Here is a 15,225-nt window from a genome sequence, read left to right as displayed (position 1 = left end):
GTGCGGGCGTCGTGCTGGGCCGTCGCCTGCCCGATCGCCGACCGACCCCGCGCCACGAGAGTCGCGGCTCACCGAGGCTATGCGGATCGCCGCCTCGCCCGCTGTGGCGCGCGTCACGTTGGAGAGTGTGGGCTCGGTTACGGCCCCGGGACCGCCGAAGCCCCATGATCGCGGCGAACGGGACAGGCCAGGGAGATCAGCCAGTGGCGGACGACCACCAACACGGGTACGCGGCGGAGATCGAGCGCCATCGGGCCGCCAAGGACGCGTTCTTCAAGGCGTCACCGTCAAGCCCGATCCCGGCCTCCCAGCGCCCCGCCTTCTCGGGACTGCCGTACTTCCCGATCGATCCCACGCTCCGATTCGAAGGATTGGAGCTCGAGCCATATCACGGGGAAGCACCCTCGGCCTTCGAGATCCCTACCTCGGACGGCCAGCTTCGACCGGCGCATCGAGCGGGCTCGTTCACCTTCCCCGTGGGCGGAGCACCGCGCTCGCTGACAGCGTATGTCATGGACGGGGGACGCGCCGAGTCGCTCTTCGTGCCATTCCTCGATGGCACGAGCGGCGTCGAGACCTACGGCGCCGGACGCTACCTCGATCTCGAGGCGGAGGACGACGGGACGTACGCGCTCGATCTCAACCTTGCGTATCACCCGTACTGCGTCTACGCCGATACCTATTCCTGCCCCCTGACCCCCGGCGAGAACCGTCTGCCGATCCGGATCGAGGCTGGTGAGCGGCTGCCGGCCGCTCCGGCCGCTCGCTGACCGAAGGCGGGACCGGCATCGACCGAGCCGACGTGTCCACCGACCGCTCCCCTGGAGGCCACATGCTCCCGACGCTCCCCCCGCAGCCGCGCCCAGCGGGCGAGATCCTCCACGAGGTGACTCGCTCGATCTGTCCGGAGTGCCGGACCGTCATCGACGCCCAGGTCCTCCTCCGCGACGGCGAGGTCTTCATGCGGAAGCGCTGCGACACGCACGGCTGGTTCGAGGGACTCATCTACGCCGACTCCCGCGCCTATGTCGAGAACGCTCGGTTCAACAAACCCGGCCAGGCACCGCTGCGGGTCACGACCGAGGTGGCCCGCGGCTGCCCGCTCGACTGTGGGATCTGCCCGGAGCACCGCCAGCACACGTGCCTCGCCCTCATCGAGGTAAACACGGCGTGCAATCTCGACTGCCCGGTCTGCTTCGCGAACGCCGGGGCCGGCTTCAACCTGACGGTTGCCGAGGTCGAGGCGATGCTCGACCGGTTCGTCGAGCTCGAGGGCCACCCCGAGGTGGTCCAGTTCTCCGGCGGCGAGCCGACGATCCACCCGGACCTCCTCCAGATGATCACGGCGGCCCAGCACCGCGACATCCGTCACGTGATGGTCAATACGAACGGCCTCCGCGTCGCGAATGATCCGCAGTGGTTCGCCCGCTTCGCCGCGCTCCGGCCGCTCATCTACCTCCAGTTCGATGGCCTCACCGACGAGACGTACCGGACGATCCGGGGCGAGCCGCTCCTCGAGACGAAGCTCCGGGCCCTCGATCGCCTGGCCGAAGCCGACCTGCACGTCATCCTCGTCGCGGCCATCGAGCGGGACGTGAACGAGCACGAGGTCGGGCCGATCGTCGAGTTCGGCCTCAAGCACCCGGCGGTCCGTGGCGTGATGTTCCAGCCCGTGACCCACACGGGGCGCCACCCCGACCACGACCCGCTGCGGCGAATGACGATCCCGGACGTGCTCCGCGCTCTCGAGACCGGCGGCGAGACGTTTCGGGCGAGCGACTTTGTCCCGATCCCGTGCTGCTTCCCGACCTGCAGTTCGGTCACCTACGCCTACCTCGGCGACGACGGCGAGGTGATCCCGCTGCCGCGCGTCCTCGAGGTTGACCAGTACCTCGACTACATCACGAACCGGACGCTGCCGAACATCGACCGGAACATCCTGCACGCCCTGGAGGGGCTCTGGTCGGCCGGGTCCGTGCCGGGCGATTCGACGAGCGAACGGTTCGTCTGCGCTGCGTGCGATCTCGATCTGCCGGCGCTCACCGACCTCGCCCGGCGGGTCTTCATGGTCCAAATGCGGGATTTTCTCGATCCTTGGACGTTCGACGTCAAGAAGGCGATGAAGTGCTGCATCGGGGTCCTCCAGGATGACGGACGGATGATCCCCTTCTGCACGTACAACACGGTCGGCTACCGCGAGGAGACCCGCCAGCGCCTCGCCGCCCGACGACGTGGTGGCCGCGCCGTTGCGGTCCTGGAGCCGCGTTGATGACGGCCGAGCGTTCGGGCGACCCGGGGCCGGTCAGCCCGAGGGTCGAACTCCGGCGTGAGCCAGCCAGCGTCATCGCCTGCTGCTCGACGGTCTACGGGAATCCGCTCGCCGAGCTCCTCATCGGAGAGTCGTTCCACCCCGGTGGGCTCGAGAGCACGCGCCAGCTGCTCGCGGCGTCAGAGCTCAAGCCGGGAACGCGGCTGCTCGACGCCGGTTGCGGTCCGGGGGCAAGCTCGCGCCTCGCAGCCGGCGAGTTCGGTCTCCAGGTCGACGCCGTGGACGCCAGCGCCGAGGTGATCGCGCACGCCGAATCACGCGAGCCAATCGGTCGGGTGCGCTGGCGCCGGGCCGATCTGCTGAACCTGCCGTACGAATCGGCCACCTTCGACGGGATCCTCGCCGAGTGCGTCCTCTCGACGCTGCCCCGGACGGACGCGCTGATCGAGATGCGCCGAGTGCTCCGCCCGGGTGGCCGGCTCATCCTGAGCGATGTCGAGGTCGGCGACGACCCGATCCCGGCGCTGACCGACCACCGGATCCTCGGCGCGGCGCTGTGCGTCACCGATGCCTGGCGCGCCGGCGAGCTCGGCCGGCAGCTCGGTGCTGCCGGCCTGAGGATCGAGCGACGGTGGGATCGGACGGCGTCGATCTGCGCCCTCGTCGATCGGATCGAAGCCCGCATCAGGTTGGCGGCGGTCGCGGCGCGCGACCTGGGACTGGATCTCGGGGCGCTCGCCGGGTCCGCTGGCTCAGCATGGATCGGACCGGCGCAGGCGCAGCGCCTCGCAGACGAGGTCCGCGCCGCGGTGCGGCGGGGGGATCTGCGGTACTTCGCGGCGGTTGCCCAGGCCGACCCCTAGTCGTCGACGGGTTCGACGGCTGGCTCGACCGCGAACGCTCGGCTGCGCACCGCCCGAGCTTCGGCCCGCTGCCGAAGGTCGGTGAAGTGCTCATCCATCGCGCGCTCGATCGTGCCCTTGGACAGGAGCCGGAAGACCGCCCGGGCGAGGCGACCCCGCGAACCGTACGTGCCCCGGTAGACGAGCCGGCTGCGATGGTCTTCGATCGATTCGACCGTGATCGACTCGCGAAGACCGCGGACCGGACCGTCGAGGTGCTCGTACTCGACGCGGTCCGGTGGCACGAGCCGCACGGCCTCACGCGTTCGCACGGATCGTCTCCGGCCGAGTGGGAGGCGGACGGTCGTCCGGAAATCGCAGATGAGCGAATCGCCATCGCGCGCAAGAACGTCGGCGCGGTCGCCAGGACGCTGGGGACCCTGGCCGATCGCGCCAATCATTTGGAACACGAGGGCGGCGGGCGCGCTGACCTCGGCGACGATCGGCCCAACGTCGTCGATGGTAGTGCGATCGTTCATCGGCGCGAATGTTGATCTATCCCCGGCAGGATCGCTGTGTGGTGCGTCACGTCCCCGGTTCGTGATGTCCGTCACAGCCGCGACACAGTGACCCGCCTACCATCCCCCGGGGTGCGCGGCGCGGCCGCTTGACGTGGACCGGACGGAGGATCGATTGGGCAAGCGTCGCCGAAGCGCAGATCCGCGCGAAGGTACAACCACGCCCCTGGGTTCCACCGAGCGCGCTGGTGTCCGGACGAGCCTACGGGCGACGGACCGATCCGGGCGGTCGACGGTCCGCAGCGCGATGCCAGCGCGGCGCTCGCCGCGCAGTCTCCGGCGCTGGGCGCTGCCAGGGCTCCTCGCGGTCGCGGCCGCCACGGTCGTCGGCATCCTCTACATCGGCGCGGCGGGCACGCCCACAGGCAGCGTCGCGGACCCGCACCCGGTTCTCGGCCAGGCCGCCGCGCCCGTCCTGATCCGCGAATACGGCGACTTCCAGTGTCCGTCATGCGGGGCATTCGCTCGTTCGGTCGAGGTGCAGATCAAGACCGCCTACATCGACACCGGCACGGTCCGCCTCGAGTGGCACGACTTCGCCTGGATCGGCCCTGAGTCGCGGGACGCGGCGAATGCCGCGCGCTGCGCGGGCGATCAGGGCAGGTTCTGGGAGTATCACGACCTCCTTTATGAGAACCAGGGCGGCGAGAACACGGGGGCGTTCTCGAAGGACCGCCTCAAGGGATTCGGCGCCAGCCTCGGACTCGACGTCTCCAAGTTCGACGCCTGCGTCGACGCGGGTACCCACGCCGGCGCGGTCCAGGCGGATCTCGCCGACGTCACCTCGAAGGGCTTCAACGGCACTCCCACGTTCCTCATCGGCACGCAGCGGATCGTCGGCGCCCAGCCATTCGAGGTCTTCCAGGCGGCGATCGATGCCGCCCTCGCGTCGAAGTAGCCGCGAGACGCAGCGATGGGAATCGAGACGGTCGTCGCGTTCGCCGGCGGCGTGCTGTCCTTGCTCAGCCCGTGTTCGGCACTGCTCCTGCCGGCCTTCTTCGCCTATGCATTCCCGTCGCGCGGCCAGCTGCTCCTGCGGACCGCTGTCTTCTACGTCGGACTCCTCACCCTCTTCGTCCCGCTCGGCCTCGGCGTCGGGGCTCTCGGCAGCCTGTTCCTCGAGCACCGGACAGAGGTCTCGATCGTGGCCGGCCTCCTGCTCATCGCGATCGGTGCCTTCCAGCTGGCGGTCGGCGGGTTCGAGGTGCCGGGCGCCGGACGCCTCTCCGGACGAGGGTTCGCCGCGAGCGGCGAGTCCCTTGCCGCCACGTACGTGCTCGGTCTCGTGTACGGGATCGGCGGGTTCTGCTCGGGGCCGCTGCTCGGCGGGGTACTGACGATCGCGGGCGCCTCCGGGGGCGCGATCGAGGGCGCGGTCCTCCTCGCGATCTTCGCGGCAGGGATGGCCGCCCCGCTGTTCGCCCTCGCCCTCGCCTGGGACCGACTCGGGGCCTCCGGTCGCGGCCGCCTGCGCGGCCGGGAGCTGCAGCTCGGTCCGATCCGCCGCCACAGCTCCGTCGTCATCTCGAGCCTGCTGTTCATCGGGCTCGGCGCGGCCTTCATCGTGTTCCAGGGCTCGAACGCCCTGGGTGGCCTCTATGCAGCCCTCGGCGCCGCGGATCTCGCCCTCTCCATCGAGAGTGGGGTGCGCGACCTCGCCGTGCGGACCCCGTTGCTCCTCGTCGCGATCGTTGGCCTGCCCATGGTCGCGCTGGTGGCGATCGCCGGCCGCTCGCTCACTCGGCGGAAGCGCCGCGTTCCGGAGCCCGGCGAATGACCATCCGTCCACGGGCCGAAGTCATCGTGGGCGGAGCGATCGTGACCGGCGCTGGCCTCGTCGCGGTCCGATCCGCTGGCGGGGCGCTCGACAAACCGGCGGAGATCGCCGTCGTCATCGTCGTGGGCGCCGCCATCGCCTTTGCCTGGCTCCGCCCGGCCCGAAGGCCCCGCGCGTGACGTGGCGGCAGCGGCGGGGGCTTGGTCGAGTCGCGGCCGGGGTCATCGCCCGGATCTACTTCGACATCTCCTACGCGCTCCTCGTCGGATCAGTCGCGGGACGTCGCTTCCTGACGCTCACGGCGGCCGGGGGCGTGGCTGCCCACGGCTATCTCACCACGGAGGACCGCGACTTCCTGCTGACGGACCTCGATCCCGCGCCGGGCGATCGGCTGCTCGACCTCGGCTGCGGGATCGGCAGCCTGGCGCTCGAGATGCATCGCCGCTCAGGAGCACAGATCGTCGGCGTCGACGTTTCCCGGCGGGCCGTCGCCGCGGCGACGAGGCGAGCCCGGCGTGCTGGCGTCAGTGCCGCGGTCCGGTTCTACGCCGGCGATCTTGCCTGCCCACCGCTCCTCGGCGCCACGAGCGCCTACGCGATCGACTCCCTGATGTTCGCGCCGGACCTCGCAGCGTCGGTCCGGGGCATCGGGGAAGCACTGGGTCCCAACGGTCGACTCTTCGCTGCACTCCTCGTCACCGGTCCGAATGCCGGCGATCGGCTGGGCCGCTCGCTCCACGCGGCCGACGTCCGAGTCGAGCGGTTCGACGACGTCACGGCGGCTCTTGACGAGAGCAGTCGCCGACGCGCCGACGCGGCGCGGACCCTGCTTCGCGAGCGGACGGCGACGTCCCGAGGCCGTCTGGCGATGCTCCTCATCCTCGCCGAAGAGGCTCTGGTCCAGAGGTCCATCGAGGCTGGTCGAATGAGCCGCTGGCGGTTCCTCATCGCGTACCAGCAGCCCACACCCGGCGGCGGGCTGGCCTACGCGGCGCCTTGCCCAGGCGGTGTCCTGCAGGCTTTGTGAGGGAGGCTACAGAACATCGCGACGGGTGCGACTACGGTCGGGTCCTATCAACGATTGGATAAGGAGTCCGCACATGTCGACCGCAACGTTCACCGACCGACGCATCGCCACGGGGACCTGGATCCGCTACGGGATCGTCGGCGGGATCGTCGGCGGGATCGTCTTTGCGATGTTCGAGATGATCATGGCCGTCGTGCTCAATGGCAGCGCTGCGTTCTTCATGCCGCTGCGGATGATCGGGGCGATCGCGCTCGGCAAGACAGCGCTCGATCCGACGAGTTCGCTCCTCACGTCCGGCGGTGCCGGACTCGTGGTTCACATGGCGCTGTCGATGATGTACGGCGTCGTCGTGGCGGGCGTGCTCGCGCTCGTGCCGTCGTTCTCTCGGTCGACCGCCGCGGTCCTCGTCGTCGCGAGCCTGGCCGGCTTCGGCCTCTGGATCATGAACTTCTTCGTCCTCGCCGGAGTCTTCGGCTGGACGTGGTTCCCGGATAGCCAGAATGTGGCCGTCCAGTTCGTGGCCCACACGTTCATGTACGGAAGCGTGCTCGGCCTCGTCCTCGACCGGTTCGTCTTCCGCGCCAACAACTAACCCACCCCAGGGGCCTTCTCGCAATCGACCCCCGGTCGGCGGCCGGGGGTCGATGCATGCCCGGGGCAACACGGCGATCCGGGTTTAACCTTGGAACCGCGCTGAGCGTGATCCACGCCACAGACGGGCGCGCCACCCCGCCCTACGTTCCGGGCGCATGGTCGCGTCGCCGCCTGCTCCGGGACGACGGAGGGCGGAGGCCTGACCACGATCTCGAGCGTACCCAGGAAGAGGTCAGCAGTGGAGAACATCGCGGCAACCCCGGGCGGCCACCCGGTCGTCCCGTCCACGATCTCGGTCGAGGTGGATGCCGCGCTGCGGTCGTCCCTCCGCGGACTGGCGGCCGGCCGGATTCTCGTCATCGATTCGTTCCGCTCCTGGTGCTGCGGCACCTGGGTCGGCGACTTGACCGTGGGGTGGAGGGCCACGGAACCGGATACCGAGTTCGTCGAGCTTGCACCGATCGACGGCATCCGGCTCTTCGCAAAGCGGCGGCTGCTCGGCCTCATCGGTGACGCCGGAGTCGTGCTGCGATGGGGCCGCTTCTCGTTCCGACGAGGCCTTGCGGTGGGGCTCCGACGCCCGGAGCTGTGGATCGACTATCTCGACCACCCGGCGCGATTCGACCCGCCGGAGGGAGTGCTCGCAACACCGTGACAGAACCTCGAGCTCGACATCTGCGGGAGTGCTACCGCATCGTTGGTAGGGCCCACGACGAAGGGAAACGTCGGCGCGACGACGCTGTCGCCCCACTCGACTGCGTCTTCCAACAGCCGGTGAGCGAGCGGTCCGCGGCTCGGACCAGATCGGTGGTTCCCGGTTCGCCGGCCATCACGGGCTGACGACTGACCCGGGTGGCGCGACCTCAGGCGAGCGACGCGACAAGTCGACCGAGATCCGCGTTCGACGGCTCCACCAGGACGCGCCCGTCCGGCGTGGCGATGACCGGGATCGCCCGGAGGCCTGCCGCCGCGAGCATCCGTTTCGCCGCGAGATCCGACCGAAGGTCGACCCAGCGGTACGGGACGCCGGCCGTGTCGAGGTGGTGCTTCGCCCGACGACAATCCCCACACCAGTCCGCCCCGTACACCGTCAGCTCCGGGGGAACGTCGATCGGAACGGGCGCCGGCGCCGGCTGTGCCACGACGACGCGACGCAGGAGCCGGAAGAGATTCACTGGTCTCCCCGGAGCTCGGCGGTCGAGCGCGAAGAGACGGCCGCGAGGAGGCGTCGCGAGACCGACGAGCCCTCGGTGTCCCGGGATCGAAGCGCGCGGGTCACGCGATCTCCCGTTCCGCGGCGAGGACCTCGCGGAGGGACCGGCCGTAGGGCCAGAACTCCGCCCGCTCTCCGGCCTCCCACTTCTCCCGAGGGCCGGGAGCCCCGAGGTCCCAGTCGGAGCGGGCTCGGCGCGTGACGTCGCGAAGGTCGCGGCGGAGGTCCTCGTTGGACGGGCGCCCCCAGTACCAGTAGCCGTTGTAGATGGAGTGGATGACGAGGCAGGGGCCCAGCACGAACGTGTGAGGGACCATCGGATCGTGGGTGGGATCCGTGTACTCGGCGACGTCGAGATCCTTCTGGACGATTCGTCCGGGGTCCGAGAGGAACGGCCAGGTCGCCCCGAGGCCGTCGCGGAACTCGTTGGTCTCGAGCAGGTTGTCCGTGGAGATCGTCACGATCTTCGTGTACGCCACCTTGAACTCGGGGGCGAGCTCGACGAGGTTACGCAGCTGGCGCCGGTCCTTCGGACAGTAGCGTCCCCGGGAGAGGACCACGATCATCGGATCGATCCCCTGGATCTCGGACAACTGCCGACGCCGGCCGGACTGGTCCGGGAGCTCGAAGTCGGGGAATGTGGCTCGGGGCCGGATATCGCTGCGCATGACGGGCTCCGTGCGAGTGTTGAGCCACGATCATCGTGGGTGGATCCTCACCGCCGCCGTGATGTGGCCCACAGTCCGCGCGGCCACGCGTCACCCGAGCCGACCCCCCTCATCCGCGGGGAGTCAATGTGCCAGCCCGAGGAACAGATCCGTCAACTCCGGGTCGAGGCCGCGACCGCGCATCGCCTGGATCTCGTCGAGCGCCCGCTCCGGCGACCAGGCGGGCTTGTACGGGCGGTCGCTCCGAAGCGCGTCGTAGACATCGACGATCCGGACGATCCGCGCCGCGTGGGGGATGGCCTCGCCGACGAGGCGGTCCGGGTAGCCCGTACCATCCCAGTTCTCGTGGTGGGAGCGGGCGATGAGCCGGGCGACCGCGAAGCCCGCCGTGCCCGCCAGCAGCTCCTCGCCCCAGGCGGGATGCTGACGGATGATCGCCCACTCCTCCTCGGTCAGGCTGCCCGGCTTGAGGAGCACCCGATCGGGCACCCGCAGCTTGCCGAGGTCGTGGAGCATCGCCGACCAGGCGATCTCCTCAGCGGCGGCGGCGCCAATCCCGCGCGCGAGCGCAAGCTCGCCGGCGAGAGCACGCACCGACTGGATGTGCTGGCCGGTCGTGCCGTCCCGCGCCTCGGCCGCCCGGGCGAGCATGAAGATCGCCTGATCCTGGGCCTCCTTCAGAGCTTCGCGGGCCACGACGGCGATGCTCAGGAGTTCGTTGGCTCGCGCGAGCTGAGCATCGAGCGCCTCACGCCGGCTGTGCGCCACCGCCAACAGATAGGCGGGCACGGATCCGAGGGCGACGAGGATGAGGAACCCGAACGGCGCCTGCGCATCGAGGGGGCCGACCGCGGTACCGGTCTCGATCCAGCGCAGAGCTGGCTCGGCAAGCAACCCGGCGAGGGCCCCCTGCGCCGGGCCGCGGACGAGGCCGACGGCCGGGACGACGAACGCGAACAGCCAGACGATCGTGGGAACCTCGGCGAAGACGGCCCGCGCCAGAGCCGTGATCGAGGCGATGGCCAGCACCGTCGCGATCGAACTCACGACCCGATCGCGCGGCCGGATGGACAGCGTGGCGCCCACCGCGGCCGTGCCGAGGAGGCTCAGCCCGCCGACCGTGACCCGGTCAGCCGACGTCGAGAGCACGAGCGCCGGCAGCCCGGCGAGCAGGACGAGTCCGGCGCCGATCGCGCCGACCACGAGGGGGGCGCGCGCCGATTCGAGGGCGCTCGCGACGACGTTCGGAGCAGAGAGCGACGGTCGACCGCCGAGGACGAGTGGACGGATGGTCAAGGGTGTTCGTCTCGTGGAGCGTGGTCCGGCCAAGTTCCGACGATCGTCGCCGCGGCTGCATCACCGGGCAACCCGCCAGAGGTCCTGGGGAGACTCGTCGGGAGACCTATCGCGATCGGGCGCCCGTTTTCGCGACCGTCACAGGATCCACACCTGGAACCCGTCCGCCACGTGCCCGGCGACGCTCGGATGGTCCATGTACGAGCCGGTCAGCGCCTCACCGGCGTCGGACAGCTCCTCGCGGACGTCGAACGCACCGGCGCAGTAGTCGCAGACCTCGTAGGCGAGGCCGGCCGCCTTGAGCTCCGCGAAGAGCTCCGCGGCGCGGGACGCCGGGCCATCACTGCGCCCCCAGCGGGCCAGCCAACCGGTGCCGGCACCGTCGAAGACGAGACGGACGGTTGCCCCGGCGGCCACCAGCTCCTTCGTGTAGAGCACGCTGCTCGCCCTCCATCTCGTGGGTAGCCGCATCTGGAGCCAAGACTACCGGTGCTGCCGGGATGGCCGCCGTGACGCACGACACACGGCTGGCCGTGCCGGATCCGGTTCGGCGACAGGACCGAGATCGGACCGCCCCGAGGGCGAGGCACACATCCGGGACGAAGCGTGACGCGGGTCACATCCAGCGGGCTTGGTTCGAGCCTATGCTTCGGGGACCGGCGACCGAGCTGGATGGAGGGCCCAGCGCCACGGAGGCATCGCACCATCGTCCGCGCTCGCTGACGCCGAACCCGAGACGCGTGGCGACGGAACACGGCCCCATCCGGCCTCGAATGCGCCGGGAACGACTGGAATCGACCATGACGGATCCGAAGGCGCCGGCTACTCAGGCCAGTGAACCGGGACCGGCATCGCTTGACGAGAACGACGCGCGGGTCATTCGACGCCAACCGCTCGAGTCGGCCCGGGCCTCCTGGGCGGCGGAGCCCGCCGTCCTTGCGGAAGTGCCGCCCGATGTGCCACTGGATGAGGCGACCCAAGGCCTCCTGTGGTTCGGATAGGGCGGGTCGAAGGCCTGCGAGGGGAGGATGCGCGGCACGCGATGCTCCGCGCGGTCGCGTCGGGAGGGGAGGCCGGCGATCCCGAGCCGTTGGCCCGCTGGCGTCTCCTCGTCTTCCTCGGTCTCGGCGAACTGCTCGCGATGTCGCCCTGGTTCAGCGCGTCCGCCGTCGCGCCGCTGCTCGTGGTCGACTGGCATCTCGGGGGGATGGATCTCCCGCTCGTGACGATCGCCGTTCAGCTCGGCTTCGTCGCCGGTGCACTCCTGCTCGCCGTCACTGGCGCCGTTGACGTCCTGCCGGGCCGCATCCTCTTCCTCGTCGGAGCTCTCGGCGCCGCGACCGCCAACCTCGGCTTCGCCTACGTCGCACGCGATGAAGCCGGTGCGATCCTGTTCCGCTTCCTCACGGGGTTCGCCCTGGCCGGCGTCTACCCGGTCGGGATGAAGATCGTCGCGGGCTGGTTCCGGCGCGAGCGCGGCCTGGCAATCGGCATCCTCGTCGGGGCCCTCACCGTGGGAGCGTCCCTGCCCTACCTGTTCCGAGCCCTCGGCAAGCTGTCCGGCCTCGACTGGCGGGCGATCGTCGCCTCCGCCAGCGTCGCCGGCGTCCTCGGCGGCCTGGCTGGTCATCCGGACGGTGTCCAGCGGTCCGTTCGACGTCCCGGCGCCACGGTTCAGCCTGGCTGTGGCTCGCACCGCCTTTCGCGAGCCGTCGGTCCAGCTGGCCAGCCTCGGGTATCTCGGTCACATGTGGGAGCTGTACGCGATGTGGACCTGGATCCCTCTGTTCCTCACCGCGAGCTTCGCCGCCGCCGGCCTCAGCGACCCGGCGCCGGCGAGCCTCGCTGCATTCGTGGTCGTGGCGGCGGGTGGGCTCGGCTGCGCCGCCGCCGGGCTCGCCGCAGATCGTATTGGTCGGACGACACTGACGATGACTGCGATGGCGGTGAGCGGCTCCTGCGCCGTCGCCATCGGATTCCTGTTCGGTGCGCCGCCAGCGCTGACCCTCGCCCTCGGGGTCGTCTGGGGGATCAGCGTCGTCGCCGATTCGGCGCAGTTCTCCGTCGCTGTCACCGAGTTGGGACCACCCGGCACGGCCGGATCCGCTCTCGCGCTCCAGACGGCGGCCGGATTCCTCCTGCCCGGGGTGACGATCACCCTCGTCGGGCTCCTCCGCTCAACCGACGCAGTGGGCTGGCAGATCGCGTTCGGCCTGCTCGCCACCGGGCCGCTGGTCGGGATCTTCGCGATGGGCAGACTCCGCGGCCGGCCCGACGCCACTCGGATGGCGAACGGCAATCGCTGAGGAACCAGGTGCCGCGCTCACGCCTCGGGCGCGGCGGCGGCGATCCGGCTCGCGAGGAGCCCCTCGAGCGCCTCTCGCGCCGCAGGGGTCGCAAACGCGGTGAGTCGATCGCCCGCTTCGAGGACGAGATCGCCCCGCGGCACGATCACCTCCTCGCCGCGCGTCACGGACACGAGGATCGCCTGCCGCGGCCACGGGACGGCGGCGACCGAGGAACCCACGAGCGTCGAGGACGGGCCGATCTCCGCGTCGACGAGCGATCCGCCGCCATCCACGCCCCGGACCCGCTGGACATTGCCGGCGAGCGCCCGCCGATACGCGGCGACGATGTCGCGGATAGAAAGAATCCCGACGAGCCGATCGTCGGCGACCACCGGAGCCCAGCTCCGATGCGCGTCGGTCAGGATGGCGAGCGCATCGTCGAGCGCGCCATCGGCGGGGATGGTCGATCCGGCAAGATCGAGATCACCGATGGTCGAGCCGTCGGCCGCGGTCTCGAGGGCCACCACATCGATCGAGCCAAGGACGGAACCGGCTCGGTCGACCACCGGCGCACCCGGGACACCGGCGCGGACGAGCCGGGCCCGGACGCTCATCGTCGAATCATCGAGCGTGACCACCGCCCGAGGAACTCGGGCTGCATCGCCGGCGGGGATCGCCGCCATGAGCGGCAGGGCGAACCGGAAACGGTGGGCCGCCGACTCGGCCCGGCTCCGGAGCTGGGACGCGTAGATCGAGCGGTCGCCGACTACGAGGGTCGCGATCCCGATCGCGAGCATCGCCGGGGCGAGCATGGCGAGGCTGTCGGTCATCTCGGCGACCATGAGCATGACTGCGAGCGGGGCACGTGCGACACTGCCGAACAGGGCCATCATCGCGACGATGACGAACGGCGATGGATCGAGCGGGACGGCGGGCGCCACCGGCTCGAGGAGTCTCCAGATCCCCGCTCCGAGGAGGCCGCCGATGACCATCCCGGGACCGAAGATCCCGCCAGAACCGCCAGAGCCGATCGAGAGCGAGGTGGCGAGGATCTTCGCGAACGGCAGCGCGAGGACGACCCACAGCGGCAGCCCGAGGAGTGTCGTCCGGTCGAGGCCCGCCTGAACCCAGCCGTAGCCGGTGCCGAGCACGCCCGGCAGAGCGAGGCCGAGGCAGCCCACGGCGAAGCCCGCGACGGCCGGTCGGAGCGCGCGTGGGAGGCTCCACCGCCCGAACCATCGCGTGAACCCGTAGAAGCTCGCGATGTAGAGGCGGCCGACGACCCCGGCGGCAAGGCCGATGAGAGCGTAGTAGAGAAGTTGCCGCGGATCCGTGAACCCCGCGCCGGCGACACGCCCGAAGATCGGATCGAAGCCGATGATCGCGCCGAAGATGGAGAAGGCGACGATGGAGCCGACGAAGGCCGGGACAAGAGCGTCAGATTCGACGTCGTCGCGGTACGGGATCTCCGCGGCGAGGACCGCTCCGCCGAGCGGTGCCCGGAAGATCGCCCCGATGCCGGCGCCGATCCCGGTGCTGACGGCGATCCGCGCATCGCGCGCGTCCAGGTCGAGGAGCCGGGCGAGGAACGATCCGAACCCGGCGCCGATCTGGGCCGTGGGGCCCTCTCGGCCACCGGATCCGCCCGACCCGATCGTCATCGCCGACGCGACAAGCTTGATGAGGGGGATCCGCGCCCGGATCCGCTTCGGGCCGTGGTGGAATGCGGCGATCGCCGCATCAGTCCCGTGACCCTCGGCCTCCGGCGCGAGGCGAAACACGATGACCCCGGAGATCAGTCCGCCGAGCCCGACGACGAGCGGGAGTGCCCACGGCCGGAGCGCGTCCGTGATCGGTCGGGCGCCTTCGCCGAGCGGCGAGGCGGGGACGAAGCCGGCGAGCACGCCGAGGAAGAACCTGCTCCCAACGTCGAGCGCCACGAAGAAGAGTGCGGCCCCGAGGCCGCTGATGACGCCGATGAGGGCCCCGAGGACGACCCACTTCCGAAGGTACGCTGCCGTGCGAACGCGCCGGCGGACGACTCGGAGGAACCGGGCGCGGGTCATGCGAACGACTCGAACGATCGGGCCAGCCTGGCCACGGCCTCGGCCTCCGCGGGCGTCATCGATACGGATTCCAGCACGACGGTGAGATCGCGACGACGACGCTCGAGCACACGGCTGCGCAGGTCCCGGCCGACCTCCGTCAACGTCACCCGCGTGACGCGACCGTCGCGGTCGTCCTTTCCGGTGCGGACGACGCCGCGCCGCTTCAGGCGCGAGACGAGGCGGCTCGCCGGCGAGGCGTGTGCGCCGATCCGGGTGGCGATCTCATTCACGGTCGCGCCTTCGGTCCGTTCGCCGACAACGAGGAGGACCCGCCATTGCGTGAAGGTAAGGTCCGCGCCCGCGGCGGTGATGGCTCGTGCCGTGACGGCGACCGAGCACACCGAGAGGCGCTCGAGGCTGTCGATCAGTTCATCCGCCACGATCCCATCGTAGCATCACTATGTACCGTATGGAATATATCTACTCCCCGGTCGGTGCGACGATCTTCAGTCCTCTTCGCAACAATGACGCCGACGTGACGATGAACGTGGCAGTTCCCTGACCCACGTCGCTCGTGGTCGTAGCCAGCGACGGCCCGGGTATCCTTGCATCGGTCATGGATGCA

At 70.3% G+C, this 15,225-nt stretch carries 16 protein-coding genes and 1 pseudogene; 10 read left to right on the top strand and 7 right to left on the bottom strand.

The window, feature by feature from the left end; genetic code table 11:
- The first annotated feature begins 164 nt into the window (after positions 1-164).
- The 3 genes from IVW53_08865 (at position 165) to IVW53_08855 (ending at position 3,132) form a co-directional block, all read left to right on the top strand.
- Positions 165-770, top strand: a complete 606-nt coding sequence (locus IVW53_08865) for a DUF1684 domain-containing protein (GenBank protein MBF6605675.1) — start codon at positions 165-167, stop codon at positions 768-770.
- A 62-nt stretch (positions 771-832) separates the two neighbouring features.
- A complete protein-coding gene (locus IVW53_08860) occupies positions 833-2,269 on the top strand; it encodes a radical SAM protein (GenBank protein MBF6605674.1) in 1,437 nt (478 codons plus the stop codon).
- Positions 2,269-3,132 carry a methyltransferase domain-containing protein gene (locus tag IVW53_08855; protein ID MBF6605673.1) on the top strand — a complete coding sequence of 288 codons (864 nt, stop codon included), beginning with the start codon at positions 2,269-2,271 and terminating at the stop codon, positions 3,130-3,132. Before IVW53_08860 ends, IVW53_08855 begins: the two co-directional genes overlap by 1 nt.
- Here IVW53_08855 and IVW53_08850 read toward each other — a convergent pair.
- On the bottom strand, positions 3,129-3,650 hold the full coding sequence (locus IVW53_08850) for a hypothetical protein (protein MBF6605672.1): 522 nt from the start codon (positions 3,648-3,650) through the stop codon (positions 3,129-3,131). The two genes, IVW53_08855 and IVW53_08850, sit on opposite strands and share 4 nt — an antisense overlap.
- A gap of 286 nt (positions 3,651-3,936) precedes the next feature.
- Between IVW53_08850 and IVW53_08845 the strand changes: the two genes are divergently transcribed.
- The 6 genes from IVW53_08845 to IVW53_08820 all read left to right on the top strand — a co-directional run bounded on the left by IVW53_08845 (position 3,937) and on the right by IVW53_08820 (position 7,742).
- Positions 3,937-4,587 (top strand): DsbA family protein, encoded by a 651-nt coding sequence (locus tag IVW53_08845; GenBank protein ID MBF6605671.1) that lies wholly within the window; start codon positions 3,937-3,939, stop codon positions 4,585-4,587.
- 15 nt (positions 4,588-4,602) lie between these two features.
- Complete coding sequence (locus tag IVW53_08840; GenBank protein MBF6605670.1) at positions 4,603-5,466, top strand: cytochrome c biogenesis protein CcdA; 864 nt, start codon at positions 4,603-4,605, stop codon at positions 5,464-5,466.
- A complete protein-coding gene (locus IVW53_08835) occupies positions 5,463-5,645 on the top strand; it encodes a hypothetical protein (protein ID MBF6605669.1) in 183 nt (60 codons plus the stop codon). Before IVW53_08840 ends, IVW53_08835 begins: the two co-directional genes overlap by 4 nt.
- Positions 5,642-6,493 (top strand): class I SAM-dependent methyltransferase, encoded by an 852-nt coding sequence (locus IVW53_08830; protein MBF6605668.1) that lies wholly within the window; start codon positions 5,642-5,644, stop codon positions 6,491-6,493. Before IVW53_08835 ends, IVW53_08830 begins: the two co-directional genes overlap by 4 nt.
- 73 nt (positions 6,494-6,566) lie before the next feature.
- The gene (locus tag IVW53_08825; protein ID MBF6605667.1) at positions 6,567-7,085 is read left to right on the top strand and encodes a hypothetical protein; all 519 of its coding nucleotides are present in this window, start codon (positions 6,567-6,569) and stop codon (positions 7,083-7,085) included.
- A 240-nt stretch (positions 7,086-7,325) separates the two neighbouring features.
- Positions 7,326-7,742, top strand: a complete 417-nt coding sequence (locus IVW53_08820) for a hypothetical protein (GenBank protein MBF6605666.1) — start codon at positions 7,326-7,328, stop codon at positions 7,740-7,742.
- Positions 7,743-7,950: 208 nt separating this feature from the next.
- Here the strand turns inward: IVW53_08820 and IVW53_08815 are convergent, their stop codons facing one another.
- The 4 genes from IVW53_08815 to IVW53_08800 all read right to left on the bottom strand — a co-directional run bounded on the left by IVW53_08815 (position 7,951) and on the right by IVW53_08800 (position 10,702).
- The gene (locus IVW53_08815; protein MBF6605665.1) at positions 7,951-8,199 is read right to left on the bottom strand and encodes a glutathione S-transferase N-terminal domain-containing protein; all 249 of its coding nucleotides are present in this window, start codon (positions 8,197-8,199) and stop codon (positions 7,951-7,953) included.
- A 163-nt stretch (positions 8,200-8,362) separates the two neighbouring features.
- On the bottom strand, positions 8,363-8,968 hold the full coding sequence (locus tag IVW53_08810) for a redoxin domain-containing protein (protein ID MBF6605664.1): 606 nt from the start codon (positions 8,966-8,968) through the stop codon (positions 8,363-8,365).
- 123 nt (positions 8,969-9,091) lie between these two features.
- Positions 9,092-10,264, bottom strand: a complete 1,173-nt coding sequence (locus tag IVW53_08805; protein MBF6605663.1) for an HD domain-containing protein — start codon at positions 10,262-10,264, stop codon at positions 9,092-9,094.
- 138 nt (positions 10,265-10,402) lie between these two features.
- Positions 10,403-10,702 carry a DsrE family protein gene (locus tag IVW53_08800; protein MBF6605662.1) on the bottom strand — a complete coding sequence of 100 codons (300 nt, stop codon included), beginning with the start codon at positions 10,700-10,702 and terminating at the stop codon, positions 10,403-10,405.
- Between the two features lie 703 nt (positions 10,703-11,405).
- Here IVW53_08800 and IVW53_08795 point away from each other — a divergent pair.
- Positions 11,406-12,570: pseudogene (locus IVW53_08795) on the top strand (MFS transporter).
- A 17-nt stretch (positions 12,571-12,587) separates the two neighbouring features.
- Here the strand turns inward: IVW53_08795 and IVW53_08790 are convergent.
- Both IVW53_08790 and IVW53_08785 read right to left on the bottom strand, forming a co-directional pair.
- On the bottom strand, positions 12,588-14,618 hold the full coding sequence (locus IVW53_08790) for a chloride channel protein (protein ID MBF6605661.1): 2,031 nt from the start codon (positions 14,616-14,618) through the stop codon (positions 12,588-12,590).
- Positions 14,615-15,040 (bottom strand): MarR family transcriptional regulator, encoded by a 426-nt coding sequence (locus tag IVW53_08785; GenBank protein ID MBF6605660.1) that lies wholly within the window; start codon positions 15,038-15,040, stop codon positions 14,615-14,617. The genes IVW53_08790 and IVW53_08785 overlap by 4 nt, the downstream gene beginning before the upstream one ends.
- Between the last annotated feature and the right edge of the window lie 185 nt (positions 15,041-15,225).

The organism is Chloroflexota bacterium, from assembly GCA_015478725.1.
Classification (GTDB): Bacteria; Chloroflexota; Limnocylindria; order Limnocylindrales; family CSP1-4; genus C-114.
The sequence above is the reverse complement of the archived record's forward strand: the minus strand, read 5'-3'. Positions and strand labels throughout refer to the sequence as shown.